The organism is Actinosynnema sp. NPDC023658 (assembly GCF_040639995.1).
In the GTDB taxonomy this organism is placed as follows: domain Bacteria; phylum Actinomycetota; class Actinomycetes; order Mycobacteriales; family Pseudonocardiaceae; genus Actinosynnema.
The window spans coordinates 21,693-48,022 of sequence record NZ_JBFAAX010000007.1 but is presented as its reverse complement, the minus strand read 5'-3'; the positions used below and the strand labels follow the sequence as shown (position 1 = coordinate 48,022).

Genomic DNA, 26,330 nt, shown 5'->3' with positions numbered 1-26,330 from the left:
GGCCGGCAAGGGCCGCCTGGGTTACGTCAGCTCCCTCAACGGCGTGATGGCGGAGTCCCCGGACTCAGCCCTAACGCCGTTCGTCGTGAGCGTTGAACTCATGCGCCGTGAACGTAGGACTCTCGCGCTGTGAACGTAGGACTCTCGCGCCGTGAACGTAGGACTCTCGCGCTGCGAACGTAGGACTCTCGCGGTCAGAGGGAGTTGGTCCACTCGGCCACGACGCGGTGGTAGTCGGGGGCGTCGGGCGCGTAGTTGATCGCGTGGCCGTAGCCGGCGAGCACGTACGAGCGCAGCCGCGCCGCGTCCGAGAAGAACGGCGCCTCCGACGCCCGCAACGCCTCCGCCGACGAGCAGTCGCTGCCCAGCGGTCGCCCGCAGAAGTGGGTGTCACCCGCGCCGACCACCACCATCACCGGCACGTCGATCAGCCGCGTGAACGGGATGACCACGTTGTTCAACGTGATGGTGTCCACCGCCTCCGTCGCCGCGAACACGTCCTTGGTGGTCTCGTCGTACGCGATCGCCTCGGGCACGTCCGGCCCGGGGGAGTGGAACGCGCCGTAACGGGTGCCGGGCGCGGTCGTCAGGTAGCCCAGGTCCAGCCCGGACCGGTGCAGGCCCGGGTCCAGCACGGCCGGGACCATGCCCGCCAGCACCGGCAGCACGGTGATGTAGTTCATCCGGTGCGAGAAACCGGTGACCAGCACGCCGTCCACGTCGTGGTACGTCCCGGCCTCGATCATCGCCATGGCCGACCCGATCGAGTGGCCGCCCACGAGCACCTTGGCGAACCTCGGGCGCACCGCCCGCACCACCTGGTGCACGGCGTGGGCCTGGGTCGACGCGGTCACCAGCGCGCTCAACGGCCGCGAGCTGCGCCCGGTGCCGAGCCGGTCCACGGCGAGCGTCGCGATGCCGGCCCTGTTCATGGCCTGCCGGTACGACCGCGTCTGCGACGAGTAGGCGATGTCCCAGTACGAGCTGTTGTACGTGCCGCCGGGGATCAGCACCTGGACGGTGGACGCACCCGCCGGCGTGCACAGCGTGCCGTGCACGAAGTGGGACGTGCCCAGCACCGAGACCGGCACCCGCAGGTCCTCACACGTGACGGCCGCGGCGCTCGCGGGCGCGGCGGGCAGCAGCCCGACCGACGCGGTGAGCAGGGCGACCGCGGACATCCGCAAACGCGACCAACGCACGATTCGACAACCTCCAGGACGTCAACGGGGAACCGCCGTCATCAGCAGACCGCTGGGGTAGGCGGCGGACGTGAACCTGGTGCGCACGGGCTTGCCGGGCACCGGGACGAGCCGCCACCGCGACAGCACGGTGGCGAGGGTGATCACGATCTCCGCCCGGGCGAACACGTTGCCCACGCACTGACGCGCGCCCGCCGCGAACGGGATGAACGCGCCGCGCGGGACCTCGGTGGCGGGCGACAGCCAGCGGTCCGGGTCGAAGCGGTACGGGTCCGGGAAGGACGCCGGGTCGTGGTGCAGGGCGTGCGGGCTCACGATGACCTCGGCGCCCGCGGGTAACTCCACCCCGCCGAGGTCGACCGGCTCGACGGCCCGGCGCATGAGGATCCACACCGGGTACATCCGCAGCACCTCGTCGGCCACGGCCGCGGTGCGGACCAGCCGCGGCACGTCGGCGAAGGTGACCGGACGCCCGCCCAGCACCTCGTCCAGCTCGGCCACCACCCGGCGCTCCACGTCCGGGTTCCTGCCGATCTCGTGGAACGCCCAGGCCAGCGCCAGCGCCGTGGTCTCGATGCCCGCGGTGAGCAGGGTCAGCACCTCGTCGTAGGTCTGCTGGTCGGTCATGCCGTCGCCCGCGTCGTCCTGCGCCAGCAGCAGCGTGGACAGCAGGTCGCCGTGGTCGGGCGTGCCCTCGGCCCGCCTGCTCGCGATGACCTCCAGCACGAGCGCGCGCATCCGCGCGACGGCCCGGTCGAACTCGCGGTTCGCGGGCAGCGGCAGCTTCTCCACGAACGACGGCGACAGCGCGCGCACCATGCCCTGCTTGATCACCACGAAGACGGACCGCCGCACCTCGGTGATCACCCGCTGCCCGAGCGCGGTGGAGAACAGCGCCTCACCGACGTTCGTCACCGCCAGGCCCTGCATGTCGTCCTCGACCACCCGCACCTCGCCGGGCGTCCACGACCCGGCCAGCGCGGCGGCGGCCCGCGCCATCATCCCGGCGTACCGCTCGATGCGCTCGCGGTGGAACGCGGGCTGGATCATCCGCCGCTGGCGCAGGTGGAACGCCCCGTCGGAGAGCAGCAGGCCATTGCCGAGATAGGGGCGGAACTTGTCGAACATCGCACCTTTGCGGAAACGCGGACCATCCGTGACCAGCACCTGGTGCACAAGTCGAGGACTGGTCACGAAATATGTCGACATGGGCCCGAGGTCGACCCGGACGACTTCACCGTGATCGCGCAGTGATGCGGTGAAGCGCTGTCGGTGGCGCATCATCCCGACCGAGTGACCGAGGAATGGCAGGCGGCCGGGCGCAACCGGGACAGCCATGTCCGCTCCTGTCGACTCGCGGAAAGGTCGGCCCACGATAGGGCCCTTCGGTGGAGCCTGGTAGAGACCGTTCGGGTGGGTTGGTGTCACACTAACGGGTGTCTCGGGGTTGGTACGGTCCACCCGGTACTCTCGCCGCCCCGCGACGTGGAGAGGTGTCGCAATCATGACGCAAAGCGAATGGATTCCATTCGGTGTGGACATTTCCGTGCCGAGCGCGGCCCGCACCTACGACTACATGCTGGGCGGCGCGCACAACTTCGCCGTCGACCGCGCGCTGGGCGAGCGGATCGAGACCAGCATGCCCGGCCTGCGCAACGCCGCCCGCGTCAACCGGGCGTTCCTGGGCCGCGTCGTGCGGTTCATGGTGGACCGGGGCGTGCGCCAGTTCCTCGACGTCGGCTCCGGCATCCCCACCGTCGGCAACGTGCACGAGGTCGCCCAGGCGGCGGCCCCGGGCTGCCGCGTCGTGTACGTCGACCGCGACCCGGTCGCCGTCGCGCACAGCGAGTTGATGCTGCTGGGCAACGACGACGCGGCCGTCGTGCAGGCGGACATGCGCGAGCCCGAGACGGTCCTGGGCAGCGACGCGGCCCGCCGGCTGCTGGACTTCGACCAGCCGATCGGGCTGCTCATGCTGCTGATGCTGCACTGGGTGCCGGACGCGGCGGACCTCGCCGCCCTGCTGACCCGGTACCGGGACGCGCTGGCGCCCGGCAGCTACCTGGCGATCACCCACGCCACCTCCGACAACCTGGACGACAACCTGGTCCGGGCGACCGACGCGATCAAGCGGAGCAACAGCCCGGACCAGATGAACCTCAGATCGCACGCCGAGATCACGCGGTTGTTCGACGGGTTCGAGTTGGAGGAGCCGGGACTGGTGGGGTGCGGCGAATGGCGGCCGGGCGGTCCGGCCGACATCTCGTCCCAACCCGACATGAACATGCTGGTGTACGCCGGCGTCGGCCGGAAAGCCTGACTTTCGACGGAAAGTCACCGCGGGGTGTTCGCGGTTCACACTTCCGGTCGAGTCTTGGCCACTGGGGGGTGGGTAAACTGCCGCGGATCCTCAATATCACAGCAGGGCAACGGGAATGCCTATCCCCAGTCAAAGACGAGCGGCCGTGCCACCACCGGAACGCGGCCGTGAACTCCTCGCGCGCAAGTGGTCGTACCTGCTCAGCGGAGTCGTCGTAGTAGCGCTGACCCGGGATGATTTCGACCGCGAAATACAGCAGCGGCTCGACGAGTTGTGCGCCGCGGTGCACGCCGAGACATCCTCCGGGACACCGTCGCACCGGTCGGTCGAGCGGATCGGGGAACAGCTCGTCGGGCTCGGGTACGTCACCGAGGACGGTTTCCGCGTCACCCTCGACGTGCTCGGCAAGGGGCTGCTCGGGCTGCCGGAGTTCCAGCCCGTCGAGACCTACGCCGAGCCGGTCGTGACCGTGCTCGGCGCGTTGTCGGCCGGCTTCCTGGCCGCGAGCAGGCGGGCGGTGCTGGAGCAGCAGGAGTCCATGCAGCTGTCGCTGCTCAAGGCGGTCCGCGACGCGCAGTGGAACCTCAAGGAGAGCGAAGCGCGGTTCGAGGAGGTCGTGACGTCGTCGGCCAGCGGGATCCTGGTGGTCGACCTGGCCGGGCGGCTCGTGCGGGCCAACGCGGCGATCGGTGACATCCTCGGGTACACGACCGAGGAGCTGACCGGGCTGTCCCTGCAGGACCTCGTGCACCCCGACTCCGTGCGGGTCCTCGGTGAGGCGCTGCGGGCGCTGGTCGACGGCGCGCAGGAGCGCGTCCGGCAGCCGCAGCGGTTGCTGCGCAAGGACGGCGACGTCGCGCGGATCTCGTTGACGGTGTCGTTGGTGCGCGCCGGTGGCGACCAGCCGGGGCACTTCGTCGCGGTGATCGAGGACGGCACCGAGCTGATGCTCTTGCAGTCCGAGCTGAACCGCCAGGCGCTGCACGACGTGTCGACCGGGCTGCCGAACCGGCAGTACTTCACCACCTACCTGGAGAGCGCGCTGCGCCGGGCCGACCCGGTGCGCGGCCTGAGCCTGTTCCACCTCGACCTCGACGCGTTCGGCATGGTGTGCAACAGCCTCGGCAGGCCGACCGGCGAACGGCTGCTCGTGCACGTGTCGCAGCGGCTGAAGGCGGTGGTGGCGCGGGAGAAGGCGATGATCGCCCGGTTCGACGGCGACGAGTTCGCCATCCTGGTCGAGAACACCGGCACCACGCCGGACGTCGCGACCACCGTGGCCGAGATCAACCGCGAGCTGTCGGAGCCGGTGTACCTCGACGGTCGCGGCCTCGCCGTGTCGGCCAGCGTCGGCGTGGTGCGCCGACCGCCGTCGGACTGGGAGCCCGCGGACGTGATGCGCGCCGCCGAGCAGGCGTTGCGGCGGGCGAAGTCGGGCGGTCGCGGTCAGTGGGAGCTCTACCACCCCGGGCAGGACGCGTCCGAGCGGCGGATGGACGCGCTCGCCGTCGCGATGCCGGGCGCGTGGGAGCAGGGCGAGATCGGCGTGCGCTACCAGCCGCTGGTGGCGTTGGCCGGCCGCGGGCTGGCGGGGGTGGTCGCGCGGCTGCACTGGGACCGCGGCGAGGACCCGCTGGACCACGCGACGTGCGTGGAGATGGCGGAGCGGACGGGCCTGATCCTGTCGCTGGGCGAGTGGCAGCTGGCGACGGGGTGCGGCCAGGTGCGGTGGTGGGGGCAGGGCTCCGAGTTCACCGCGCCGCTGCACGTCGGGCTGACCGCGCACCAGTCGTGCGACGGCGACCTGGTCCGCCGGGTGCGGCGGGTGCTGGACGACACCGGGCTGCCCGCGTCCCGGCTGACCGTCGGGATGCCGGTGCCGGTCGTGGCGCGGGCCGAGGCGGTGGAGAACCTGACCGTGCTGGCGGAGCTGGGCGTCCACACGTCGTTGGACGACTTCGGGCTCGGCCCGGACGACCTGGCGGCGGCCTCGGAGCTGCCGATCAAGTCGGTGACGGTGGCCCGGCGGCTGGTCGAGCGGCAGTCCCGCGGCGACGTGGAGATCCTGGCCGACCTGGTCGCGTCGGCCCGCCGGGCCGCGGGCCGGGTGCTGGTCGACGGGCTGGCGACGCCGGAGCAGGCCGAGTGGTGGTGGGCGGCGGGCGCGGTGGCCGGCACGGGTCCGCTGTTCGGTGAACCGCTGCCGCCCGGCCGGTTCCACAACCCGCGCGGGTGATCACTCCGACGCCGTGGTGAGTCACCCGTCCGGGACGGTGTGGAATCAACCCTTCACAGCACGTTTCCTTACCGTTACAGTTCTGGGAGCGCTCCCAGTCGGGTTCCGGTCAGTGTGGACCGCGGCACGACGACCTCCTGATGGCGGGTCGACGTGGTCCCGCTCGTGAAGGAAGTGATGTGGATGACGGAGTTCCCGTCCCGCCTGGACGCGCCTGCGAACGCCCTGCGCACCATCAGCATTCCGCTGTTGAGGGGGTCGCTCGGCGTGGTGTTCGTCTGGTTCGGCGCCCTCAAGGTGACCGGCACGACGCCGGTGGCCGACCTGGTCGCGCGGACCGTGCCGTGGGTCGACCCCGGCGTCTTCGTGTTCGCGCTCGGCGTGGTGGAAGTGGCGCTGGGCATCGCCCTGGTGGTGGGACGCCGGTTGCGCTGGGTAGCGCTGCTGGTGGTGCTCCACCTGCTGGGCACGTTCTCCACGCTCGTCATGCAGCCGTCCGCCGCGTTCCAGGCGGGCAACCCGCTGCTGTTGACCATGACCGGTGAGTTCGTGGTCAAGAACCTGGTCCTGATCACCGCGGGTCTGGCGATCATGTCGGCCGACGCACCCGTGCGGCAGCGGGTGGCGCAGGTCGACGCGCGCCGGCGGTGATCCTGAGGTGCGGCGGGGCCCCGACCGGTCCCGCAGCACCACCTCAGCCCTTGCGCGCCAGGTACGCGGCCACGCCGTCGAGGTAGAGCTCCAGGCCGAACGCGAAGTCGGCCTCCACGTCCCGCTCGTCGTACAGGTCGTTCCGGTCGAACACGCCGGCGGAGACGACCTTCGCCAGCGCGGGCAGCCGCCGCGGGTCGACCAGGACCCGCAACGCCCGCGCGTACTGCTGCCCGAACGCGTCGGGGTTCTCGAGGTAGCCCTGCTCCAGGTCCGAGGTCAGCCGGAGCTCGCCGTGCACGAGCGTCAGCAGGCCCATCACCACACCGACCTTCTCGTCCTCCCGCAACGGGGTGGTGGCGAGCGTGCTCAAGGCGCTGTCGAACCACGCCAGGTTCCGCGGCCCGATCGGCGGTCCCGCCATCGGGATCCGCGCGTACCAGGGGTGCTTGCGCAGGGTCTTGAGCACGCTGTGCGCCCACAGCGTGAGCCTGGTCCGCCAGTCGCCGTCCGCGGGCAGTGCCGGCGGCTCGTCCAGCGCGGCCTCGGCCATCAGCGCCAGCAGCGCGTCCTTGCTGTCCACGTGGCGGTAGAGCGCCATCGTGGAGTTGCCCAGCTGCTTGGCCACCCGGGCCATGGACACCGCGCCGAGCCCTTCGGCGTCGGCCACCTCCATCGCCGCCCTGGTGATCTCGTCCACCGTGAGGGACGGCTTGCGGCCCCGTCGCGGCGCCTCGCGCAGGCCCCAGAGCAGCGCGATGTCCGCCGGTAGGCCGTTGTCCTCCGTCATCCGCACCCTCTCGTCCTCGGCCCGGTCGAGTCTAGGGCTTCCGCCGGGAACTGCGTATGAGCTACGCTCTTTAGCGTACCGAATACACATAAAGGGGGCAGCGATGATCGTCGAGGCGACCGGCCTGCGCAAGGCGTACGGGTCGACCGCGGTGCTGGACGGGATAGACCTGGAGGTCGCGGAGGGCTCGGTCTTCGCGTTGCTCGGTCCCAACGGCGCGGGCAAGACGACCACGATCCGGATCCTGTCCACGCTCTCGCGCCCGGACGGCGGGCAGTTGCGGGTGGCGGGGTTCGACGTGGTGCGGGAACCGGCCAGGGTGCGCGGCGTGATCAGCCTGACCGGCCAGTACGCCGCCGTGGACGGCGACCAGACCGGCCGGGAGAACCTGGTCATGATCGGCAGGCTCAGACGCCTGGGCCGGGCGGGGGCGAAGAGCCGCGCCGCCGGGCTGCTGGAGCGGTTCGACCTGGTCGAGGCCGCCGACCGCCGGGTCAAGACCTACTCCGGCGGCATGAGGAGGCGGCTGGACCTGGCCATGAGCCTGGTCGCGGCACCGAAGGTGATCTTCCTGGACGAGCCGACCACCGGCCTGGACCCGGTGAGCCGCGCGACGATGTGGGACGCCATCCGCGACCTGGTGCGCACCGGCACCACGATCTTCCTCACCACCCAGTACCTCGAGGAGGCCGACCGCCTGGCGGACCGGATCATGGTGCTGGCCGACGGGAAGGTCGCCGCCCAGGGCACCGCGGACGACCTCAAGGCCCGGGTCGGCGGCGACCGGCTGGACCTCCGCTTCACCTCCGGCGCGGCGCTCGACGTCGCGGCCGTGCGGCTCGGCGGTTTCACCGACCACGAGCGGCTCGTGCTCAGCGTCCCGTCCGACGGCACCGCCGCGCACCTGCACACCGTGCTAGACGATCTGCGGGCCGCGGGTGCGGTCCCCGCCCAGGTCTCCTCGCACCGCCCGACCCTCGACGACGTCTTCCTCGCCCTGACCGCCCGCGAAGGGGTGCCGGCATGAGCCACGCCATCTCCGACTCGATGACCATGGTCGGCCGCAGCATCCGGCTGAGCCGCCGCAACGTCGACACGATGGTCATGTCCATCGTCCTGCCGCTGATGATGATGGCCCTGTTCGTCTACGTCTTCGGCGGCGCGATCGACACCGGCACCGAGTACATCAACTACGTGGTGCCCGGCATCATCCTGCTGTGCACCGGCTACGGCGCCGCGTCCACCGCGATGTCGGTGACCGACGACATGAACAGCGGCATGGTCGACCGCCTGCGCTCCATGCCGATCCGCGACTTCGCCGTGCTCGCCGGGCACGTGACCGCCAGCGTGGCCCGCAACGCCCTGTCGACCACGGTGGTGGTCGGCGCGGCGGTGGCGATGGGCTTCCGCCCGTCCGCGTCGGTGCTGGAGTGGGTCCTGGTGGCCGGCCTGCTGCTGCTCTACGTGCTGGCGCTGTCCTGGCTCGCGGCCGGGCTGGGCGCGGTGGCGAAGACGGTCGAGTCGGCCAGCGCGTTGAGCTTCTTCATGCTGTTCCTGCCGTACCTGAGCAGCGCGTTCGTGCCGACGCACACCATGCCGTCGTTCCTGCGCGGCGTCAGCGAGCACCAGCCGATCACGCCGGTCATCGAGACCGTGCGCGGCCTGCTCACCGGCACGGCGATCGGTGACCGCGGCTGGGTCGCGCTGGCCTGGGTGGTCGGCCTGCTGCTCGCGTCGTTCGTCCTGGCGACCGCCCTCTACCGGCGGCGCGTCAACGACTGAACCCCCGGACGAGGTGATCAGCGGGCGGCCTGCCGACCGGACGCCGCCTCGATCACCTCGTCCAGCACGTCCCGCGACCGCACCAGGTCACCGATCAACCGGTCGATGCGGTCCCGCTCGGCGGCGAGGTCGTCCACCAGCCTGGGCGTGGCGATCTCGGACGGCCCGCCGTCGGCGTCCCTCATGCACGGCAGCATCAGCGCGATCTTCCTGCTGTTCAGGCCCGCGGCGAACAGCTCCTGGATGCGGATCACCCGGTCGACGGCGCTCTCGGCGTACTCGCGGTGGCCGCCGGTGGTGCGGTCGGACGCCAACAGCCCCTGCTGCTCGTAGTACCGCAACGACCGCACGCTCACCCCGGTGCGCCCGGCCAGCTCCCCGATCCGCACGTCACACCCCCGAGCGACTCGAACCCGACACTGGTGTCAACTTCCACGGTAGCCGCACGAGCGTGCGCCTGGACGCACCGCTCAACCCAGTCCGGTGGTGGACGGCGACCCGGTCTCCCGGCGCAGGGCGCGGAGGAACCAGTCCAGGGCGGGGGCCGCGCTGTCCGGCGGCCCCCACCCGTTGACCACCGCCAGCAGCCGCAGGTACCGCTCGCGGCGCGGGTCGTTCGCGGCCTCCAGCAGCGGCACCAGCCGGTCACGCGGAACGCGCACCCGCGCCAGGACCGCCGCCACGAGCCGTCCGGCCTCCGGTGAGGTCGGGTCGACGCCCGATGCCACAGCCGGAGCCGCCGCGTCACGCGCCACCGCCGTCGGGTCCGGCCCCAGGTCCTCGCCCCGGACGGCGTCGAGGTGCTCGACCATCCGCCGCACGAGCTCCCGGAAGCCCGGGTCCTGCGCGAGCCGGGCCAGCTCGACCCACGCCTCGACCTGCTCGGGTCCGGCGTCATCGGGCAGCTCCGGCGTCAGCGACCGCATGACCCCCGCGAACGCCGGATCACCCGCCACGTCACCGAACGCGGTGCCGAGGAACTCGTCGACGAGCTGTCGACGGCCCTCCTTCGAGAGTTTCGCCAGTCTGTGCATGACACCCATCTCCTCGGGGCCGGCACCGCGCTCGGCCACGACCGCCAGCACCGCCCGGCGCAGCCGCAGCACGCCGATCCGCGCGGCCAGCGCGTCCGCGTGCGCCGCCGCGACCTCGGCCAGCGTCAGCTCCCGGTCCAGGACCTTCCGGATCGTGGCCAGGTCCAGTTCCAGCTCGCGCAACGTCCGCACGAGGTCCAGGCGGGCGACGGCGTCGTCGCCGTAGAGGCGGTAACCGGCCGGGCTGCGGCCGGTCGGCGGCACGATGCCCCGGTCGGAGTAGAACCGGATCGCCTTGACCGTCAGCCCGGTCCGGCGGGCCAGCTCACCGATCCCGAACACCGCGTCGCCGTCCACGCCCACCACCCTCGTACCTCCCCCGGTGGGAGGCTCAAGCCCCCGGCGCACCTACGGTAGGCAGTCCTGACAACGGGGGTGTCCGGTGGTCGTTCGGATCCGTGGACGTGCGCTGCCGCACGGGGAGCACGTGGACCTCTACGCCGACGGCGACCGGTGGACCACCGACCCGGTGCCGAACGCCGAGCTGGTGGCGGAGGGGTGGCTGCTGCCGGGACTCGTCGACGCCCACACGCACCCCGGCGCCGAGGCGCCGGGCGACCCGCTCGACCACGACCTGCTGCGCGACCACCTCCGGCAGCACGTCGACGCCGGCGTGACGGTGATCCGCGCGCCCGGCCTGGCCGACGAACCGCCGCCGTGGTTCGGCACGGACCCCGGCACGCCGAGGGCCTGGCACGCCGGTCCGTGGCTGGCGCAGCACGGCCAGTTCTTCGACGGCTGGGGACGGCGGGCCGACCACGCCGAGCTGCCCGCGCTCGCCGCGGCGCAGGCCGCGCGCACCGGCTGGGCGAAGGTCATCGGGGACTGGGACTCGGCGGGGGAGGCCGTGCCGCTGGACGTGCTGACCGCCGTGGTGCGGGCGGTGCACGCGGTCGGGGGGCGCGTCGCCGTGCACACCCAGCACAGCACGGGCGGCGCGAACGCGGTGGCGGCCGGCGTCGACTCGGTGGAGCACGGGACGGGGATGGACCCCGACCTGCTCGCGCGGATGGCCGAGCAGGGCACCGCGCTGACGCCCACGCTGTCGGTGTCCGAGCGCGCGCTGGCCAGGGCGCGGAGCCGGCCCGACGGTGGCAAGCAGTGGTTCGTCCGCGGTGCGGAGGCGCACCCCTCGCTGGTCGCCGCCCCGCGAGGCGGGTGTGCGGGTGCTGGCCGGGACGGACTCCCTGCCGCACGGCGGGATCCTCACCGAGGTCCGCGCGCTCGCCGCGGCCGGGATGCGCCCGCACGACGCGCTCGCCGCCGCCTCCTGGGACGCCCGCGCCTACCTCGGGCTGCCCGGCCTGGAACCGGGTGCGCCGGCCGACGCCGTCGTCTACGCCGAGGACCCGCGCGCGGACCTGGACCAGCTGGCCCACCCGATCGCCGTGGTCCTGCGCGGCCGACCGGTGCGCGTCCGCCGCTGACCCCGGACCGACCGCCCGCAGGTCGTCCGGAACTCCCCGCCCCGTCAGCCTGACGGCGGGCGCAGCAGTTCGCGGGCCAGCGCCCCGCTCCACCAGGTCTCCACCCGGTCGGGCGACCACCCGCGCTCGACGGTGAGCGTCGTGTAGACGTCGACGTTGCACAGCGCCGCGTACACGTCGACGGCCGCCGGCACGTCCAGGCCGTCCCGCAGCACCCCGTCGGGCCAGGACGAGAACACCTGCACCCGCGTCCCGTCGCCCCGCCGCCTGCCCTCGTCGTACGCGGCGGCCAGCTCCGGCTCGGTGCGCCCCGCCTCGCGCACCAGCGCGATGACGTCGCCCGAGCGCTCGAACAACCGCCGGTCGTAGCCCGCCATCGCGGCGAGCTGCCGCTCCGGTCCCGCCGACGCGTCCTCCAGCGCGGACAGCATCGCCGCCACGTCGGCGGTCACGTCCGCCGCGTCCGCCACGGCCCGCACGAGCCCCGCCTTGTCGCCGTACGCCGCGTAGACCGTCGGGACGGAGACCTCCGCCTCCTCGGCCACGGCGCGCACGGTCGTCGCGGCCCAGCCGTGCGCGACGAAGAGCCGCCGGGCCGCCCGCGCGATCTCCGCCCGCGTCTCCTGCGCCTGCGCCACCCGCCGCAACGAGTCGTAACGGCGCTTGCCCGTACCGCCCACATCCACCTCTTGAGGTTGCCTATATTGAATAGATGTCGCGTAAAACGAATGTCGGTCCACCGGTGACCCGGCCGTTCCTCCGCACGGCCGGCCTGGCGGGCCTCGGCTTCGCCTGCCTGATCGTCCTGGCCAACGTCATCATGGTGCCCACCGGCCTGCCCCCGACCGGCGCCGACACCGCGGACGTCGTCGCCTACTTCTCCACCCATCAAGGCGTCGTCGGTCTGTCCTCCGCGCTGACCCCGGCCGCCTGGGCGCTGTCCACCCTCTTCGCGGCGGGCGCCGTGGCGGCCCTGTGGCGGTCCGACCGGGAGCGCGGCGAGGCGTGGTCGTTGGTCGGCTTCGCGGGCGTGCTGCTCCAGAACGGCGCCTTCGCGGGGGTGGTCGCCTGCCGCCTCGCCCTCACGCGCACGGCGGCGGACCACGGCGCGGTCGGCGCGCTCTGGTCCCTGCACGACGCCCTGTTCACCCTCAACGGCGTCTTCCTCGCCGTGGCGCTGGTCGGCCTGTCGGTCGGCGGACTCCGCGCCGGGCTGATCGCCAGGTGGCACGCCCGGCTGGGCCTGCTCTCGGCGGCACTGCTGCTCACCTCGGCCACCCTGGCCCCGCTGGTCGTCGACCACCCCGGCCCGCTGGGCCTGATCGGTCTCGGCGGCTGGCTGCTGTGGGTCGCGTGGCTCGTGGCCCTCGGCTCGGCGCTCGTCCGCCGCTCCCGCGGCTGAGCGCACGGACGACGGCCTGGTCAGAGGGCAACCAGGCCGCCGACCCCCCTTGCTTCCCCGACGTCGATGACGTGGCCGGCGTGGGCGCTGGGCGCACCGCGCGCGGCGGTAGGGCACGACAACAACGGACTTCTCGCTCGGGCGGTGCTCACGCGCCGCCCTCCTGCCGGGGGTTACCGTTCCCGCGCGGGGACTCCTGCCGCCGAGGTCAGACCCGGGCGGCGAGGGTCCGCCGCTCGACCTTGCCGACCGGCGTGCGCGGGATCTTGTCGATGAACTCGACCTGCCGGATCTTCTTGTACGGGGCGACGCGTTCGGCCACCCACGCCATGATCTCCTCGGCGCTCAACAACTCGGTGGTGACGATGAACCCCTTGGGTATCTCGCTGGACTCCTCGTCGGGGACGCCGACGACGGCCGCGTCCGCGATCTTGGGGTGTCGCATGAGGAGCGCTTCCAGCTCGACCGGCGACACCTGCTGCCCCTTGTACTTGATGAGCTCCTTGATGCGGTCGACGATGAACAGCTCGCCGTTGTCGTCGACGTAGCCGAGGTCGCCGGTGTGCAGGAACCCGTCCAGCTCCAGCACCTGCCGCGTGGCCTCCGGGGCGTTGAGGTAGCCCTGCATCACGTGGGGACCGCGGATCAGGATCTCGCCGTTCCGGTTGCGCCCCAGCTCCTGCCCGGTGGTGACGTCGACGATCTTGCACTCGACGCCGGGCGCGGTGCGGCCGACGGACGCGGAGTCGGTCGCGTCCGGCGCCTGCATGAACGAGACCATCGCCTCGGTCATGCCGTAGCCCTGGCCGATCTCGCAGCCGATCCGCTCCCGCACGAGCCGGGAGATGGTCGGGTCGAGCGCCGCGCCGCCGGACACGATCGAGCGCAGCGACGTCAGGTCGAACCGGTCCACCAGCGGGCTCTTCGCCAGCAGCACGGCGATCGTGGGCACCACGTACAGCCGCGTGATGCGGTGCTCCTCGATGGCCCGCAGGAAGCCCTCCGGGTCGAAGCGCTCCATGGTGACGAGCGTGGTGCCCTGGTACAGGCTCGCGTTCATCATCATGGACAGCCCGAAGGCGTGGTGGAACGGCGGCATCGCCAGCGCCTTGTCACCGCGCCCGGACGGCGCGACCATGCTGGTCAACAACGCCTTCGCGATCATGTTGCGGTGCGTGAGCAGCACGCCCTTGGGTCGTCCGCCCGTGCCGCTGGAGTGCAGCAGGGTGACCACGTCGTCGGACGGGTCCAGCGGCGTCTCGACGATCGGCTCGTGGTCCAGCAGCTCGGAGAACGGCGTGGCGCCGTCCGCCTCGCCCAGGACGAAGACCTCCTCGACGTCGGTGCGGTCGAGGAATCCGCTCACCTTGGCCATCTCGTGGGGCACGGTCACCAGGAACCGGGCCCCGGCCTCCCCGAGGCGGTCGACCAGGTCGGCCGACGTGTCGAGCGGGTTGAGCGCCGCGACGATGCCACCCGCCAGCGCGGCGGCGTGGAAGACGATCGGGTACTCGGGGACGTTCGGGGCGAGGATGGCGAGCACGTCGCCCTTGTGGAAACCCCGCTCCCGCAGGCCGCGGGCCGCGCGCCGCACCTGCGACACCAGCTCCGCGAACGTGTAGGAGGTGCGGCCGGCGACGTCCACGGTCGCGATCGCGTCGCCGTGCTCCTCCGCGTGCTGCAGGACGAACGACGTGAGCGCCGTCCTGGGTATCTCGACGTCCGGACCGGCGATCGTCATGATCTCACGTCCGCTGGTCGGTTGTACGTGGACAGACCCGGTTGGTAGGCGCGCTTCTCGAACTGCTTGAGCGCCACGTTGATCCACTCGTTGCCGCTCAGGCGGGACAGCTCCCACAGCTTCGCCTGGTCGTAGTCGATCGCGGCGGGCAGGTCGAGCTGGGTGGTGCGCTCGTAGACCTGCTTGGCCAGCGCCAGCGTGACCGGGTTCTTCTTGACGATCTTGCGGACGACCTTGTCGGTGGCCGCGTCGAGCTGGTCGGCGGGCACGGCGAAGTTGACCAGGCCGTACTCGGCGGCCTGGGCGCCGGTCATCGTGTCGCCGGTCAGGATGTAGTACAGCGCCTTCTTGCGCGGCAGGTTGTGCGTGGCCGCCCAGGTCGCGCCACCGGCGGGGAAGATGCCGAAGTTGATCTCCGACAGGCCGAACAGCGCGGTCTCGTCGGCGACGGCGAGGTCGCACAGGCCGGCGACCAGGAAGCCGCCGCCGAAGGCGAACCCGTTGACCTTCGCGATGGTGACGGCCGGGAAGGCCTTGAGCCGCTGGAACCAGCGCAGCGCCACCAGGTTGGTCTTGTAGAACAGCTGAGGGTCGTCGAACGGCTGGAGGAAGCACTCCTCCAGGTCCATCCCGGCGCTGAAGCTGTCACCGGCGCCCGTGATGACGACCGCCTTGACGGTTCCGGCCTCCTCGATGGCGTCCAGGGCGGCGTTCATGTCCTGGTGCATCTGGGGGTTCATGGCGTTCTTCTTGTCCGGCCTGTTCATGAAGATCGTGGCCGTTGGGCCGTCGATCTCCAGGCTCACGGTTGCCAGGGTGATCATGTAGTGGCCTTTCATCGGGATAGGCGCTACGAGCGCGGAAAAGCGCGTTATCGACCGCTCAGCCGGTGTGCTGCTCTTATCTCGATACGCCCGGCCGGTATAGCGATCACTCATGTCGAGCATCACCCGATCCAATCGGGATTACTTCTTCCAGCTTGCCTTGATGCTGGGTGGAGGGGTGGTTCCGGTCTACCGGTCGTATCCGCCCGGCAGCCCTCCGACCTGCGGTGGGAGTTCTGGTAATAAGAAGTCCAGCCGCATTCGAATAAGTCGTGCGAACTGCGTTGCAAGGTAACGGAGGCGAGTCGAGCAGTTGCTTTGGGTTATCGATCGGTAAAGACTTCGCAGTGTCGCGAATAGTGCACTCGGGTGCGGTGGCAGGCGAATGCAGCAAGCGGTGATACCGACGACGCCGCCGAATGCGCGGGCGTGGTCGCGCCGCTTCCCCGCGCAGTGGCGACGACTGCTCGGCGGGGTGCGGGTGCGAGGTGCGGGGTGCGGCGGACGCGCGGCCGGCTCGCCGGCGGGCAGGGGTCACGCCGGCGGACGCGGCCCGGAACCGCGGGGAGGGCGGGTCGAGCCGGTGGTGGGACGTCGGCGGAGCTCCCCGCGTCGCGGGTGGCGTCGCGGGGAGCTCCCTGCCGATCAGAGGAACACGGTGTTGGGCTCCAGGCCGCAGATGACCCGGCCGTACAGCTCCAGGTTCGTGTTGGCGTGGTGGTACGCGTGCATGCTGATCGTCTGGCTGTCCCGCGCGATGCGCTGCATCGGCACGGTGCTGAGGATGGCCGACGCGCCGCTGGCGGTGCTGAGCACGTCGATGGCCTCCCTGGCCCGCTGGACCGTGAGGCCGAGGTCCAGGCGTGCGGTCACGCGCTCCTGCAACGACCACGGCTCACCGGTCTTGGCGTCCACCCGCTCGGCGACGCGGTGGGCGTGGAAGCCCGCCTCGTCGATCCGGGCCGTGGCGTCCGCGACCTGGAGGTGCGTGAGCGGCGCGTGCGCCTGGTGCTCGTAGTCGGTGTAGGTGATCTTGCGGGTGGGCAGCCGCTCCATGAAGGTCGCGTACGCGGCGCGCGCCAGGCCCCAGTGCGTCCCGGTCGTCACGGCGCTCGCCCACGGCAGGAACGGGGTGTTCCACAGCCGGGACGTCGCGTTGATCTCGGAGCGGTGCTGACCGGCCTGCAGGACCGGCATCATCGGCAGCACGCGGGCGTCCGGCACGAACACGTCCTTGGCGACGGTGGTGACGCTGCCGCTGCCCCGCATGCCCGACGAGTACCAGTCGTCGATGACCTCCAGGTCCGACATGGGCACCAGGACCACCACCGGCTCGGGCTGCTGCCCGTCCACCACGCGGACCGCGGCGTGCGCGTTCCAGGTGCTCTGCGTGGCGGCGGTGTTGAAGCCCCACTTGCCGTTGAGGATGATGCCGCCCGCCGTCGGCACCCCGACCGCGCTGGGCGCGAACGTGCCGCTGATCCGGAGGTGGCCCGCGCCGAAGACCTCGTCCTGGACCTCGTCCGGGAACAGGCCCGTCAACCAGGTGCTGATGCCCCAGACGGTCGCGACCCAGCTGGTCGCGCCGTCGCCCAGGGCGAGCTCGGACAGCACGTCGACGACCGTGGTCGTGTCGGCCTCGTAGCCGCCGTATCTCGACGGCAGTGTCAGCCGCAGCAGCCCGGACTCGGTCAGCGCGTCGATCGTGTCCTGGTGCAGGACGCGGTTCTCCTCCTGCCAGATGGCGTTCTTGCCGAGCATGGGGACCAGTTCCGTGGCCCGGCCGATGAGCTCTTCCCGCGATGGTGCGGTCTTGGTGTGCATCCAGTGCTCCGTAAGGTGTTTCGGGGTGAGGGGTCCGTCGTGCGACCGGTGGTGACCCCGGGGTCGCGCCGGTGGGCCGGATCAGTCGAAGAAGTGGTTGAACTCGTCGATCACGGCCTGGGGGGCCTCTTCGACGAAGTAGTGGCCGGCGTCCGGCACCACGACGACCTTCACGTCGGTCGCCTGGTTGGGCAGCGTGGCCTGCATCTGCGCGGCGAACATGCCGTCACCGAGGTTGGAGACCATGCCGAGCATCGGCGCGGTCACCTTGTCGTAGGACTTGAGGTCCTCGATGTCCTGGCCGAACGTCGCGTACCAGGAGTTGGCGCCGCGGACGGCCCCGGGAGCGTCGAAGCGGTCCGCGAAGACGGCGCGGTCCAGCTCGTCGACGGCGTCCGGGTTCACCAGGAAGTGGTCGAACATCCAGTCCACGAGCACCCGCGTGCGGCCGGCCAGCAGCTTCTCGGGCAGCTCTGCGACCTGGTTGAAGGCGAACCACCAGGGGTAGAACGGCGCACCCGGCAGCGGCAGCATGCGGATCTGGTACATGTTCTCGTCCGGGTGGACCACGTCCAGCAGCGCGACCTTGCGGGTGGCCTCCGGGAAGCTCGCGGCGAAGCTGAAGGCGACGATCGAGCCGATGTCGTGGCCCGCGATGTCGACCCGCTCGTGGCCGAGCGCGCGGACGAAGCCGTGGACGACCTTGGCGATCGTCTTCTTGTCGTACCCGGTGGCCGGCTTGTCCGAGCCGCCCATGCCGGGCAGGTCCAGCGCGATGACCCGGCGGCCCGCGGCGGCGAGCGCGGGCATCACCTTGCGGAACTCCCACCAGGTCTGCGGGTAGCCGGGCAGCAGGACCAGCGGCTTGCCGCTCCCGCCCGCCACGTAGTGCAGCCGCAGGCCGTCCACCGTGATGTGCTCGCTCCGGAAGTCCCCGTCCATCGAGCTCGCGAGTTCGGCGTCGCTCGGGACGGCTGCTCCCGCGCGGTCGTTTTCCGTTGTCATTATCCGTGCCTTCCTGGTGCGTGGATCACGGGTTGCCGGTACGTGATTCAGGTTCCGACATGGATCGGAACGGCGGTCGAAAACGGCCTGGGCGTCCTGTGGTGGTGCGCCTGGCGACGGTCGACGTAATTCGATGCTAGACCGCACCTTGGCCGCGGATCTCTTCGATCCTGCCCTCTTGAACGCCTTGTAAATTCGTTCCCGGTCGATTGGAAAAGCGCGCGGAAATACCGGGAATGGTCAGCCGCCACTGGCCGCGCGGCAGTGGGCGCGGCCGGTTCGGCCGACTGGGTGTGCAACTCGCCGGTTGCGCGTCGCTGAACCTATGTGCAACTATAGGGTTGCACCTGAGGGTGGCGAAGCGCAACCATCGGGTTGCATCAGTCGGCAGCGTTAGGGAGACCCTGGTGAGTGAAGATCGGATCGAACGCGACACCTTGATCGAAGCTCCGCTGGAGCGGGTGTGGTCGCTCGTGGCCACGCCGGGGTTCTGGGTGGCGGACGAGGAGAGCGTGGCCGGCACGGTGGCCACCGAGGGCGCGTCGCTGATGGCGAAGAACCCCAACCTCGGTGAGGTGGCGGTGCGGGTCGAGAAGGTCGAGCCGCCGACCTACGTGGCGTACCGCTGGGCGAGCGCGTTCCCCGGCGAGGGCCTGCGCGAGGACAACAGCACCCTCGTCGAGTTCACCCTGACCAGCACGGAAGACGGCAAGACGCGCCTGCGGGTCGTCGAGAGCGGGTTCGCGACCCTCGGCACCACCGAGGAGGCGCGCGGCAACGCGGTGCGGTTCAACACGGAAGGTTGGCCCCAGGTGTTCGACGTGGTGAAGAAGCGCGTTGAACAATCTTCGGTGTGACCGAAGAACGTCGCGGGGCAGTCGAGCCGGTCGGCAACGTCCTCGCCGCACTGGCCGACCCGACGCGGCGTCAGCTGCTCGACCTGCTCGCCGCCCACGGTGAGATCACCGCGACGACGTTGGCGGAGCGGTTGCCGGTGTCACGGCAGGCCGTCGTCAAGCACCTCGCGGTGCTGGACGCCGCCGGGCTCGTCTCGGGCAACAGGGTGGGGCGCGAGGTCCGCTACGCCGTTCGGCCCGCGGCACTGGGCGAGACAGCGCGGTGGATGGCCAAGCTGGCGACCGACTGGGACCGGCGGTTGGCCACCGTCAAGCGCATAGCCGAAGAAGCAGAGCGGGATTCGCAGTAGTAGTACGTCGACCCGCGCCGCGGATGTGGCGCGTGCCGTGAATCGACCGAAGGTTCGCCATTCGCTCGATGAGGGGTGGGCAACGACCCCTCATCGAGCGGAGTATTCGCGACGGCCTGCGGAACTTACGTCGTCGAAGGGCACCAGTCCGGCGACGTGTCGATAGTTGCTATCAACGGGTTCATGAACAGAAAAGGATTGTCCCTTGACTGCCGACACAACTTCGCCGCCACGGTTCAGTGGTAAGCAGCGGTTGATCCTGCTCATCCTGCTCGGCGCCGGGTTCATGGTGTCCGTCGACTTCTCCATCCTGAACGTCGCGCTGCCGGAGACCGGGGCGGGCGTCGGGATGGAGCTGGCCGAGTACCCGTGGATCACCGCCGCCTACGCGCTGCCCTCCGCGGGCTTCGCCCTGCTGTTCGGCCGGTTCGCCGACCTGTTCGGCCGACGCAAGCTGTTCATGGCCGCCATGGTCGTGCTGACCGGCGCGTCGCTGCTCGGCGGCCTCGCGACCACCCCCGAGACCCTGCTGGCCGGCCGCGCGCTCCAGGGCCTCGCGACCGCGATGGCGCTGCCCGCGGCGCTGTCCCTGCTCACCACCACGTTCGCGGAGGGCAAGATCCGCGACCGCGCCCTCGGCCTCAACGGCGCGCTGCTCTCCGGCGGCTTCACCATCGGCGCGCTGGTCGGCGGCACCCTGGTCAGCCTGCTGAGCTGGCGGGCCGCGTTCCTGATCAACATCCCGGTCACCGTGCTGATCCTGGTGGCCACGCCGTTCGTCATCCTCGAGAGCCGCGTGCCCGATCGGGTGAAGTTGGACGTGCCCGGCGCGATCACCGTGACCGGTGGTCTGCTGGCCATCGTCTACGCGATCATCGAGCGCAACCTCGTCGCGGCCGTCATCGGCGTCGTGCTGCTGGCCGCGTTCTGGATCATCGAGATGCGCGTCTCCGCCCCGCTCACCCCGGTCCGCACGCTGCGCCGCCCGAACGTCAAGTGGGGCAACTTCGGCGGTCTGGTGGTCTTCTCCATGGAGACGGCGACGATCTTCATGATGACGCTGTACCTGCAGAACGTCCTCGACCTCAACCCGTTCATCACCGGTCTGATCTTCGGCGTGCCGGGTCTGGCGGCGGTGTTCGCGGGCCCCATGGCCGGTGGCCTCATCGGTCGCCACGGCTACCGCAAGGTGCTGGCCGTCGGCATGGCCGTGCAGGCCGTGTCCGCCATCCCGCTGGTCTTCCTCGGCACCAGCCGGATGGGCATCATCGTCGTGGTCCCCGCGCTGCTCATCAGCTTCTTCGGCCACGTGTCGTCCATCGTGGCCTACACGGTGACCGGCACGTCCGGCCTGCCCGACGACGAGCAGGGCCTGGCCACCGGCCTCACCTCGATGACCCAGCAGGTCGGCATCACGATCGGCATCCCGATCCTGAGCGCGATCGCCGCCACCCAGGCGGTCGAGCTCAACGGCATCCACCTGGCGATCACCGTGGCCGTGGTCGTCACGATCGCCGGGATGCTGTTCGTCTGGTTCGGGCTGCGGCCACGTGCCGCCGAGAGCCAGAGCGCCCCGGCCGTGCCCGTGGCGAACGAGGCCTAGCAGCCGGCCACACCGGGAGCCGGACCGGGGCGACCCGGTTCCGTCCGGGAGAGGTGCACCCGACAGGCCCGCCGTGCCGGCGGCGGGCCCAGTCCCTCCCGGGTGCGCCTCTCCCAGGTCGCGATCCGGTGTGGTCCCCCCTCGGGTCCACACCGGATCGATCAGGAATCAAGAAGCGCAGGTCACGGGACCGCACTTAGTCTCGTCGGCATGGACATCACGATTCACACCAGCTTCCTGCCGCACGACGACCCCGACGCGTCGCTGGCCTTCTACCGCGACGTGCTCGGCTTCGAGGTCCGCAACGACGTCGGCCAGGGCAGGATGCGCTGGATCACCGTCGGCCCCGCCGGCCAGCCCGACACGTCCATCCTCCTGGCCCCGCCGGCCGCCGACCCCGGCGTCACCGACGACGAGCGCCGGGTGATCAGCGAGATGATGGCGAAGGGCACCTACGGCTGGATCCTGCTGGCCACCCGCGACCTCGACGGCACGTTCGAGAAGGTCCAGTCGGGTGACGCCGAGGTCGTCCAGGAGCCGACCCTGCAGCCGTACGGCATCCGCGACTGCGCGTTCCGCGATCCCGCGGGCAACCTGGTCCGCATCCAGGAGATCAGCTGAACGTCCCGGCCGCCGTGCCGCCCCGACGGCCGGCGCAGCCGTGCGCCGGCCGTCCACGTCTCCGACTGCCCCTCCGGCAGGCGACCCAGGGGAGCTCACCCATGTGCCATTCCGAGTGGGGGCGTGCCCGCGTCGCGGCGCAGCGCCTGGCGGACCTCGCGCGGCTGCGCCGCGTGCGTGACCGGATCGACCGCGAGTACTCCAAACCGTTGGACGTCGAGGCGCTGGCCCGGGGCGTGAACATGTCCGCCGGGCACCTCAGCCGCCAGTTCCGGCTCGCGTACGGCGAGTCGCCCTACACCTACCTCATGACGCGCCGGATCGAGCGCGCGATGACGTTGCTGCGCCGGGGTGACCTCAGCGTCACCGAGGTGTGCTTCGCCGTCGGCTGCTCGTCCCTGGGCACGTTCAGCACCCGCTTCACCGAGCTGGTCGGCCTGCCGCCGAGCGCCTACCGCAGGCAGGCGGCGGGCCGGGCCGCGGGGCTGCCGGCGTGCGTCGCGAAACAAGTCACCAGACCGGTCAGGAATCGAGAAGCACCGGCCGTCCCAGTGGAAATAGCGTGATACCCATGACGATCATCGACACCATCACCCTGGACGTGGCCGACACCGAGGCCGCCGAGCACTTCTACCGCACCGCGTTCGGTGTGGACACCCACCTCCGCTTCCGCACCGCGACCGAACCGGCCACCGGCTTCCGCGGGTTCACCCTGTCCCTCACCGTGTCCCAACCATCCACTGTGGACGCACTCCTCGGCGCCGCCCTCGAACTCGGGGCCACGGCGCTGAAGCCGGCCGCGAAGTCCTTCTGGGGCTACGGCGGCGTCATCCAGGCCCCGGACGGCGCGATCTGGAAGGTCGCGACGTCGGCGAAGAAGGACACCGGCCCCGCCACCCGGCGGATCGACCAGGTGGTCCTCCTGCTGGGCGTGCAGGACGTGGCCGCGAGCAAGCGGTTCTACGTCGACCAGGGCCTGGCCGTGGGCAAGAGCTTCGCCCGCGTGTACGTCGAGTTCGAGGCCGGGTCGAGCCCGGTGAAGCTCGCCCTCTACCGCCACCGCGCCCTGGCCAAGGACGCCGGCGTGCCCGCCGAGGGCACCGGGTCGCACCGCCTCCTGATCGGCGGCGACGCCGGCACCTTCACCGACCCGGACGGCTTCGCCTGGCAGGCCACGTCCCCGACCCCGGCCCACCGCTGACGACCACGACGAGCACACCGCCGAGGCGTCCTGGACGACCGCGAGATCCGCGAGCGCCTGGGACGCACCATCGAGGTCACCGATCACGCAGACGGCTACTTCGAGCACGTCAGCGAGGCGTTGGCCGCCGTGGCACGTCTGATCGACGGCGGCTTCCCCGACGCCGCGATCACCCTGTCCGAGTACGCGCTCGACCTGTTGGAAGCCTCCGCCGACCGCGTGGACGACTCCGAGGGCGGCCTGTGGGACGTCCTCGACCAGGCGCAGGAGATCCACCTGGTCGCCTGCCAAGCGGGCAGTCCAGAGCCCCTGGCGCTCGCCGAACGCCTGGCGACAAGAGCGGTGAACAGCGAGTACGAGGTGTTCCACGACGCCCTGCCGACCTACGAACACCTCCTGACGCCGGCCGCCCGGGACCGCTACCGGGACCTGTTGGAAGCCGGCCGGTAAGCCGTCGCGGTCGTCGTCCTCGTTGCCGTCCTCATCGCGAGGGGCCTCTCACTCGGGGTCGGTCGGGAAGGGCATCACGACCGCGCGCCGGGTGTGGCTGAAGATGATCGACGTCCGGACGTTGACGATCTCCCGCCGCTCGGTGAGCCGGTCCAGCACGAAGGCGTTGAGGTGGTCGTTGTCCTTGACGGCGATGTGCAGCAGGAAGTCGTCACCGGACATGACGAAGACCGACAGCACCTCCGGCAGGGTCTCCACGAACGCCGTGAACGACTCGATCACCGAGCGGTTCGGCGGTCGCAGCCGCACGGCGACCATCGCCTGCACCGGGCGGCCGATCCGGCGCAGGTCGACCTCCGCGCGCCGGCCGCTCAGGATGCCCTGCCGGGTCAGCCTGCGGACCCGTTCGAGGCAGGTGGACTGCGCGGTGTTCAGCCGCTTGGCCAGTTCCTTGTTGGTCAGGCTCGCGTCCTCTTGGAGAAGCGCGAGCAATGCCGCATCAAGTTCGTCCAGAGTCACCGTTCGGCACCACATGTCGGCAGAAATCCGGAATTAACCATAAGTTCCCGCATTTAGCACAGCTTCGACCCGATTTGCCCGTGCTCGTCTCTACAGTCCTCGTCATGCCCCGCCGTGACGGCCCGACCGGGGAAGCCATCACGCGCTCGGCCGCCGCCTTCCTGCTGCACACCTCGGGGCTGCGCCGGCTCGTGCCGAGCGTGGCGGTCAACCTGCTCAACGTCGTTCCGGCCGCCGGGCTGGGCTGGGCGGTCCTGCCGGCCGACGAGGCCCTGTCCGCCACGCGGGTCGTCGGCGGCGCGGTCGTGGTCCTCGGGCTCTACCGCAACTCGCGGGACATCCCGGTGGTCGCGGGGTCGGAACGGGACAACAGCTCACACGAAGGGTGATCGATGGCCGGGAAAGCCGAAGTCAAGTGCGCGATCGTGGTCAGCGACCAGCTCCCGACCGACCTGGCGGCCAACGCCGCGGCCGTGCTGTCGCTGACCCTGGGCCACCGCGTCGAGGGCTTGGTCGGCCAGGACGTCGAGGACGCCGACGAGGTGGTCCACCCGGGCGTCATCCACGTCCCCGTGCCGATCCTCAAGGCCACCCAGGAGCAGGTCGACACGATCGTCCAAGCCGCCGCAGCCGACGAGGGCGTGTTCTTCGTGAGCTTCAGCTCGCTGGCCCAGGGGTGCAAAACCTATGAGGAGTACGTCGAGAAGATGAGCACCACCCCCACCACGGAGCTGAACAGCGTGGGCGTCGGCCTGCACGGCCCCCGCAAGGCGATCAACAAGCTGGTGGGCGCACTACCCCTGTTCCGCTAATCCCGTGGTCCGCGCCGCAGGCGGCGGGCGCTCGGCTGGTCCTGGACGCACGAACCGGGCGGTGGTGACGGCGTCGCCGCCACCACCCCTGATCGCCGGTGGATCGCGATGCCGGCTCGGTCAGGCGGGCTCACCCTGCAGACCTACCTGTTCCTGCAAGCCCTGCGGGCGGCGCACGTGCGGCAGGCCAATCACGGCCGCGCCTGCTCGCGCCCTGCTCGGCGTGCTGCCGGTGGCGAGTCCGGGTCGAAGAGCCGCCGGAAAGCGGGCCCCGCCGGACGGTCGAAGCCCTCAGGCTTGAGATTCACGCAACCGCGACACCGGCACGGCGATGCGGAGTCGCCCGCGTTGCAGCATGTTCTCGGAGGATGTCCTTACCGGCCTCCGGTCACCTCCACGCAGCTCCAGGAGCGCGCAGCGCCACAAAAGATCGGTGTGGGCGGTCTGATTAGACCGGGAAATCTTCGACCCTGCGGTAGCACGTACTGCCGCTGTCGTTCGCGCAGATGTAGAGATATGCGCGCTTCGAGTTGTCCACGTTCAGAGGTCCGACACTTCCGCAACCACTCTGGGCTCCATTGCTGTCGTACACCTCCTTGGTCGATCCGTTGATGACCACGAGAACTGCTCTGGCGGTTCCGTTCGCGGCGGAGTAGTCACAGGCGGTCAAGACGTTCGAACTGTTGTCGTAGTAAGCGATATCGCCGGTGTTGACGTGCTGGGCGCTGTACACGGTGAGGGTGCCGGCCGACGCCGGAGAGGAGAAGGACAGGAGGCCTGCGATGGTGATCGCGATGGCAGATATTAACCGAAATGCCCGCACTGAAGCTCCTTTGCGTGGTTGTGGAGTCGATCAATGGCATCACCAAGAACGCGGGATGTCAACCATTCGATGCACCTGTCACTCGATTGGCTCATCTAAACGGCCGCTGAGGTCGCCTCGGTTGGGAGGGATTTCGCGTCGAGAATTGATGATGAGCGCGAGAACTGCTCGCGCGGGTTTCGCGAGTGGCCGGAACCGGGGGAGGGTCGGAGTTCGTACTCGATCGGTATGGGCGTGCGAGTGCGGTGCGCCATCGAGAGTGGTCGAGCAGCTCGGTTTGCGCACGACCGCAGAACGATTCGATCATGGCATTGATGCCCCGTGTGGAGGGTTGCTGCGGGGGCTGCTGCTGGGCGAGGGTGCGGCTGATTCCGGCTGCACCGAGCGGTCTACCAGCACAAACAGTAAATTGATCTTGCTCTTGAGGACTACTGGCACAGGTGGGGTCGTACCGACTGTTGGGGGCGCCGGTCAGCCAAGCGCAGCTGCTGTAACAGCGGGGGCGCCAGGCGACGTGGTGACCATCGCTTGCTGTGCTTCGAGAGGTATCCCACCCACCAAATGCAGCTCGTGCACCGCTCTGCGGCCTACGCGTAAGGCCCTGTCGAGAGCTCGCCGCCCGCTGCTGTGAACGCCGGGATCAAGCGCAGGCAAGCGTGTCGAGCCAAGAGGAGCTTCAACATGCCCCGACTGTTACAGCGTCCTGAGGTCAGCGCGGCGGACAGGGACAGGTGGGACGGGTGGGACGGGTGGGACGGGTGGGACGGGTGGGACAGCGTCTACCTCGGGAAGGCAG

29 protein-coding genes are annotated in these 26,330 nt (G+C 70.5%); 16 read left to right on the top strand and 13 right to left on the bottom strand.

What is annotated here, in order from left to right; all coding sequences use genetic code 11:
• Nucleotides 1–194: 194 nt before the first annotated feature.
• Nucleotides 195–1,181, bottom strand: coding sequence for an alpha/beta hydrolase (locus AB0G02_RS02135; protein ID WP_360787952.1), 987 nt, complete (start codon nucleotides 1,179–1,181; stop codon nucleotides 195–197).
• Nucleotides 1,182–1,223: 42 nt separating this feature from the next.
• Nucleotides 1,224–2,540 (bottom strand): cytochrome P450, encoded by a 1,317-nt coding sequence (locus tag AB0G02_RS02130; protein WP_360787950.1) that lies wholly within the window; start codon nucleotides 2,538–2,540, stop codon nucleotides 1,224–1,226.
• Nucleotides 2,541–2,706: 166 nt separating this feature from the next.
• Here AB0G02_RS02130 and AB0G02_RS02125 point away from each other — a divergent pair, with 166 nt between their 5' ends.
• The 3 genes from AB0G02_RS02125 (at nucleotide 2,707) to AB0G02_RS02115 (ending at nucleotide 6,409) form a co-directional block, all read left to right on the top strand.
• On the top strand, nucleotides 2,707–3,522 hold the full coding sequence (locus AB0G02_RS02125; protein WP_360787947.1) for an SAM-dependent methyltransferase: 816 nt from the start codon (nucleotides 2,707–2,709) through the stop codon (nucleotides 3,520–3,522).
• A 145-nt stretch (nucleotides 3,523–3,667) separates the two neighbouring features.
• A complete protein-coding gene (locus AB0G02_RS02120) occupies nucleotides 3,668–5,758 on the top strand; it encodes an EAL domain-containing protein (RefSeq protein WP_360787944.1) in 2,091 nt (696 codons plus the stop codon).
• 183 nt (nucleotides 5,759–5,941) lie between these two features.
• Nucleotides 5,942–6,409 carry a DUF417 family protein gene (locus AB0G02_RS02115; protein WP_360787941.1) on the top strand — a complete coding sequence of 156 codons (468 nt, stop codon included), beginning with the start codon at nucleotides 5,942–5,944 and terminating at the stop codon, nucleotides 6,407–6,409.
• A 43-nt stretch (nucleotides 6,410–6,452) separates the two neighbouring features.
• Here AB0G02_RS02115 and AB0G02_RS02110 read toward each other — a convergent pair whose 3' ends face one another.
• Nucleotides 6,453–7,199, bottom strand: a complete 747-nt coding sequence (locus tag AB0G02_RS02110; RefSeq protein ID WP_360787938.1) for a TetR/AcrR family transcriptional regulator — start codon at nucleotides 7,197–7,199, stop codon at nucleotides 6,453–6,455.
• 103 nt (nucleotides 7,200–7,302) lie between these two features.
• Here AB0G02_RS02110 and AB0G02_RS02105 point away from each other — a divergent pair, with 103 nt between their 5' ends.
• Nucleotides 7,303–8,226, top strand: a complete 924-nt coding sequence (locus AB0G02_RS02105) for an ATP-binding cassette domain-containing protein (RefSeq protein ID WP_360787935.1) — start codon at nucleotides 7,303–7,305, stop codon at nucleotides 8,224–8,226.
• Nucleotides 8,223–8,981, top strand: coding sequence for an ABC transporter permease (locus AB0G02_RS02100; protein WP_360787932.1), 759 nt, complete (start codon nucleotides 8,223–8,225; stop codon nucleotides 8,979–8,981). Before AB0G02_RS02105 ends, AB0G02_RS02100 begins: the two co-directional genes overlap by 4 nt.
• Nucleotides 8,982–8,998: 17 nt before the next feature.
• Here the strand turns inward: AB0G02_RS02100 and AB0G02_RS02095 are convergent, their stop codons facing one another.
• The 3 genes from AB0G02_RS02095 to AB0G02_RS02085 all read right to left on the bottom strand — a co-directional run bounded on the left by AB0G02_RS02095 (nucleotide 8,999) and on the right by AB0G02_RS02085 (nucleotide 11,116).
• A complete protein-coding gene (locus AB0G02_RS02095; RefSeq protein ID WP_360787929.1) occupies nucleotides 8,999–9,370 on the bottom strand; it encodes a MerR family transcriptional regulator in 372 nt (123 codons plus the stop codon).
• Between the two features lie 81 nt (nucleotides 9,371–9,451).
• Nucleotides 9,452–10,381: a MerR family transcriptional regulator gene (locus AB0G02_RS02090; RefSeq protein WP_360787926.1), complete on the bottom strand. Its 930-nt coding sequence runs from the start codon at nucleotides 10,379–10,381 to the stop codon at nucleotides 9,452–9,454.
• Nucleotides 10,382–10,510: 129 nt separating this feature from the next.
• Nucleotides 10,511–11,116: a hypothetical protein gene (locus AB0G02_RS02085; RefSeq protein ID WP_360787924.1), complete on the bottom strand. Its 606-nt coding sequence runs from the start codon at nucleotides 11,114–11,116 to the stop codon at nucleotides 10,511–10,513.
• Between the two features lie 50 nt (nucleotides 11,117–11,166).
• On the opposite strand from AB0G02_RS02085, the gene AB0G02_RS02080 reads away from it, so the two are divergent.
• Nucleotides 11,167–11,502: an amidohydrolase family protein gene (locus AB0G02_RS02080; protein ID WP_360787922.1), complete on the top strand. Its 336-nt coding sequence runs from the start codon at nucleotides 11,167–11,169 to the stop codon at nucleotides 11,500–11,502.
• A 44-nt stretch (nucleotides 11,503–11,546) separates the two neighbouring features.
• On the opposite strand, the gene AB0G02_RS02075 is transcribed toward AB0G02_RS02080, so the two are convergent.
• Entirely contained in the window at nucleotides 11,547–12,188 is a 642-nt protein-coding gene (locus AB0G02_RS02075) for a TetR family transcriptional regulator (RefSeq protein ID WP_360787919.1), read from the bottom strand.
• A 26-nt stretch (nucleotides 12,189–12,214) separates the two neighbouring features.
• On the opposite strand from AB0G02_RS02075, the gene AB0G02_RS02070 reads away from it, so the two are divergent.
• On the top strand, nucleotides 12,215–12,904 hold the full coding sequence (locus tag AB0G02_RS02070; RefSeq protein ID WP_360787916.1) for a hypothetical protein: 690 nt from the start codon (nucleotides 12,215–12,217) through the stop codon (nucleotides 12,902–12,904).
• A 208-nt stretch (nucleotides 12,905–13,112) separates the two neighbouring features.
• On the opposite strand, the gene AB0G02_RS02065 is transcribed toward AB0G02_RS02070, so the two are convergent.
• From AB0G02_RS02065 to AB0G02_RS02050, 4 genes are all read right to left on the bottom strand, one after another.
• On the bottom strand, nucleotides 13,113–14,645 hold the full coding sequence (locus AB0G02_RS02065; RefSeq protein ID WP_360787913.1) for an AMP-binding protein: 1,533 nt from the start codon (nucleotides 14,643–14,645) through the stop codon (nucleotides 13,113–13,115).
• The gene (locus AB0G02_RS02060) at nucleotides 14,642–15,451 is read right to left on the bottom strand and encodes a p-hydroxycinnamoyl CoA hydratase/lyase (protein ID WP_360787910.1); all 810 of its coding nucleotides are present in this window, start codon (nucleotides 15,449–15,451) and stop codon (nucleotides 14,642–14,644) included. The genes AB0G02_RS02065 and AB0G02_RS02060 overlap by 4 nt, the downstream gene beginning before the upstream one ends.
• 663 nt (nucleotides 15,452–16,114) lie before the next feature.
• Nucleotides 16,115–17,293: an acyl-CoA dehydrogenase family protein gene (locus AB0G02_RS02055; protein ID WP_360787907.1), complete on the bottom strand. Its 1,179-nt coding sequence runs from the start codon at nucleotides 17,291–17,293 to the stop codon at nucleotides 16,115–16,117.
• Nucleotides 17,294–17,374: 81 nt separating this feature from the next.
• Nucleotides 17,375–18,235 carry an alpha/beta hydrolase gene (locus tag AB0G02_RS02050; protein WP_360787904.1) on the bottom strand — a complete coding sequence of 287 codons (861 nt, stop codon included), beginning with the start codon at nucleotides 18,233–18,235 and terminating at the stop codon, nucleotides 17,375–17,377.
• Nucleotides 18,236–18,705: 470 nt separating this feature from the next.
• Here AB0G02_RS02050 and AB0G02_RS02045 point away from each other — a divergent pair, with 470 nt between their 5' ends.
• The 7 genes from AB0G02_RS02045 to AB0G02_RS02015 all read left to right on the top strand — a co-directional run bounded on the left by AB0G02_RS02045 (nucleotide 18,706) and on the right by AB0G02_RS02015 (nucleotide 23,380).
• Nucleotides 18,706–19,155, top strand: a complete 450-nt coding sequence (locus AB0G02_RS02045) for an SRPBCC domain-containing protein (RefSeq protein WP_360787902.1) — start codon at nucleotides 18,706–18,708, stop codon at nucleotides 19,153–19,155.
• A complete protein-coding gene (locus tag AB0G02_RS02040) occupies nucleotides 19,152–19,505 on the top strand; it encodes a metalloregulator ArsR/SmtB family transcription factor (protein WP_360787899.1) in 354 nt (117 codons plus the stop codon). The genes AB0G02_RS02045 and AB0G02_RS02040 overlap by 4 nt, the downstream gene beginning before the upstream one ends.
• 253 nt (nucleotides 19,506–19,758) lie before the next feature.
• Nucleotides 19,759–21,108 (top strand): MFS transporter, encoded by a 1,350-nt coding sequence (locus tag AB0G02_RS02035; RefSeq protein WP_360787896.1) that lies wholly within the window; start codon nucleotides 19,759–19,761, stop codon nucleotides 21,106–21,108.
• A gap of 210 nt (nucleotides 21,109–21,318) precedes the next feature.
• Nucleotides 21,319–21,729 carry a VOC family protein gene (locus tag AB0G02_RS02030; RefSeq protein ID WP_360787893.1) on the top strand — a complete coding sequence of 137 codons (411 nt, stop codon included), beginning with the start codon at nucleotides 21,319–21,321 and terminating at the stop codon, nucleotides 21,727–21,729.
• Between the two features lie 101 nt (nucleotides 21,730–21,830).
• A complete protein-coding gene (locus tag AB0G02_RS02025) occupies nucleotides 21,831–22,295 on the top strand; it encodes a helix-turn-helix transcriptional regulator (RefSeq protein WP_360787891.1) in 465 nt (154 codons plus the stop codon).
• A gap of 5 nt (nucleotides 22,296–22,300) precedes the next feature.
• A complete protein-coding gene (locus AB0G02_RS02020; protein WP_360787888.1) occupies nucleotides 22,301–22,930 on the top strand; it encodes a glyoxalase in 630 nt (209 codons plus the stop codon).
• A gap of 120 nt (nucleotides 22,931–23,050) precedes the next feature.
• Nucleotides 23,051–23,380, top strand: a complete 330-nt coding sequence (locus AB0G02_RS02015; protein ID WP_360787885.1) for a DUF6880 family protein — start codon at nucleotides 23,051–23,053, stop codon at nucleotides 23,378–23,380.
• A gap of 48 nt (nucleotides 23,381–23,428) precedes the next feature.
• Here the strand turns inward: AB0G02_RS02015 and AB0G02_RS02010 are convergent, their stop codons facing one another.
• Complete coding sequence (locus AB0G02_RS02010; protein ID WP_360787882.1) at nucleotides 23,429–23,899, bottom strand: Lrp/AsnC family transcriptional regulator; 471 nt, start codon at nucleotides 23,897–23,899, stop codon at nucleotides 23,429–23,431.
• 104 nt (nucleotides 23,900–24,003) lie between these two features.
• Between AB0G02_RS02010 and AB0G02_RS02005 the strand changes: the two genes are divergently transcribed.
• The gene (locus AB0G02_RS02005; RefSeq protein ID WP_360787879.1) at nucleotides 24,004–24,288 is read left to right on the top strand and encodes a hypothetical protein; all 285 of its coding nucleotides are present in this window, start codon (nucleotides 24,004–24,006) and stop codon (nucleotides 24,286–24,288) included.
• 3 nt (nucleotides 24,289–24,291) lie between these two features.
• Nucleotides 24,292–24,711 (top strand): DUF2000 domain-containing protein, encoded by a 420-nt coding sequence (locus AB0G02_RS02000; protein ID WP_360787876.1) that lies wholly within the window; start codon nucleotides 24,292–24,294, stop codon nucleotides 24,709–24,711.
• 448 nt (nucleotides 24,712–25,159) lie between these two features.
• Here the strand turns inward: AB0G02_RS02000 and AB0G02_RS01995 are convergent, their stop codons facing one another.
• Nucleotides 25,160–25,534, bottom strand: a complete 375-nt coding sequence (locus AB0G02_RS01995; protein WP_360787874.1) for a hypothetical protein — start codon at nucleotides 25,532–25,534, stop codon at nucleotides 25,160–25,162.
• Between the last annotated feature and the right edge of the window lie 796 nt (nucleotides 25,535–26,330).

Coding starts and splice junctions, on each gene's coding strand:
- AB0G02_RS02025 (WP_360787891.1), top strand. CDS start 21,831: ATGTGCCATTCCGAGTGGGGGCGTGCCCGCGTCGCGGCGCAGCGCCTG.
- AB0G02_RS02115 (WP_360787941.1), top strand. CDS start 5,942: ATGACGGAGTTCCCGTCCCGCCTGGACGCGCCTGCGAACGCCCTGCGC.
- AB0G02_RS02135 (WP_360787952.1), bottom strand. CDS start 1,181: ATGTCCGCGGTCGCCCTGCTCACCGCGTCGGTCGGGCTGCTGCCCGCC.
- AB0G02_RS02110 (WP_360787938.1), bottom strand. CDS start 7,199: ATGACGGAGGACAACGGCCTACCGGCGGACATCGCGCTGCTCTGGGGC.
- AB0G02_RS02105 (WP_360787935.1), top strand. CDS start 7,303: ATGATCGTCGAGGCGACCGGCCTGCGCAAGGCGTACGGGTCGACCGCG.
- AB0G02_RS02030 (WP_360787893.1), top strand. CDS start 21,319: ATGGACATCACGATTCACACCAGCTTCCTGCCGCACGACGACCCCGAC.
- AB0G02_RS02130 (WP_360787950.1), bottom strand. CDS start 2,540: ATGGCTGTCCCGGTTGCGCCCGGCCGCCTGCCATTCCTCGGTCACTCG.
- AB0G02_RS02065 (WP_360787913.1), bottom strand. CDS start 14,645: ATGACGATCGCCGGTCCGGACGTCGAGATACCCAGGACGGCGCTCACG.
- AB0G02_RS02055 (WP_360787907.1), bottom strand. CDS start 17,293: ATGCACACCAAGACCGCACCATCGCGGGAAGAGCTCATCGGCCGGGCC.
- AB0G02_RS02125 (WP_360787947.1), top strand. CDS start 2,707: ATGACGCAAAGCGAATGGATTCCATTCGGTGTGGACATTTCCGTGCCG.
- AB0G02_RS02005 (WP_360787879.1), top strand. CDS start 24,004: ATGCCCCGCCGTGACGGCCCGACCGGGGAAGCCATCACGCGCTCGGCC.
- AB0G02_RS02000 (WP_360787876.1), top strand. CDS start 24,292: ATGGCCGGGAAAGCCGAAGTCAAGTGCGCGATCGTGGTCAGCGACCAG.
- AB0G02_RS02020 (WP_360787888.1), top strand. CDS start 22,301: ATGACGATCATCGACACCATCACCCTGGACGTGGCCGACACCGAGGCC.
- AB0G02_RS02050 (WP_360787904.1), bottom strand. CDS start 18,235: ATGGACGGGGACTTCCGGAGCGAGCACATCACGGTGGACGGCCTGCGG.
- AB0G02_RS02100 (WP_360787932.1), top strand. CDS start 8,223: ATGAGCCACGCCATCTCCGACTCGATGACCATGGTCGGCCGCAGCATC.
- AB0G02_RS02070 (WP_360787916.1), top strand. CDS start 12,215: ATGTCGCGTAAAACGAATGTCGGTCCACCGGTGACCCGGCCGTTCCTC.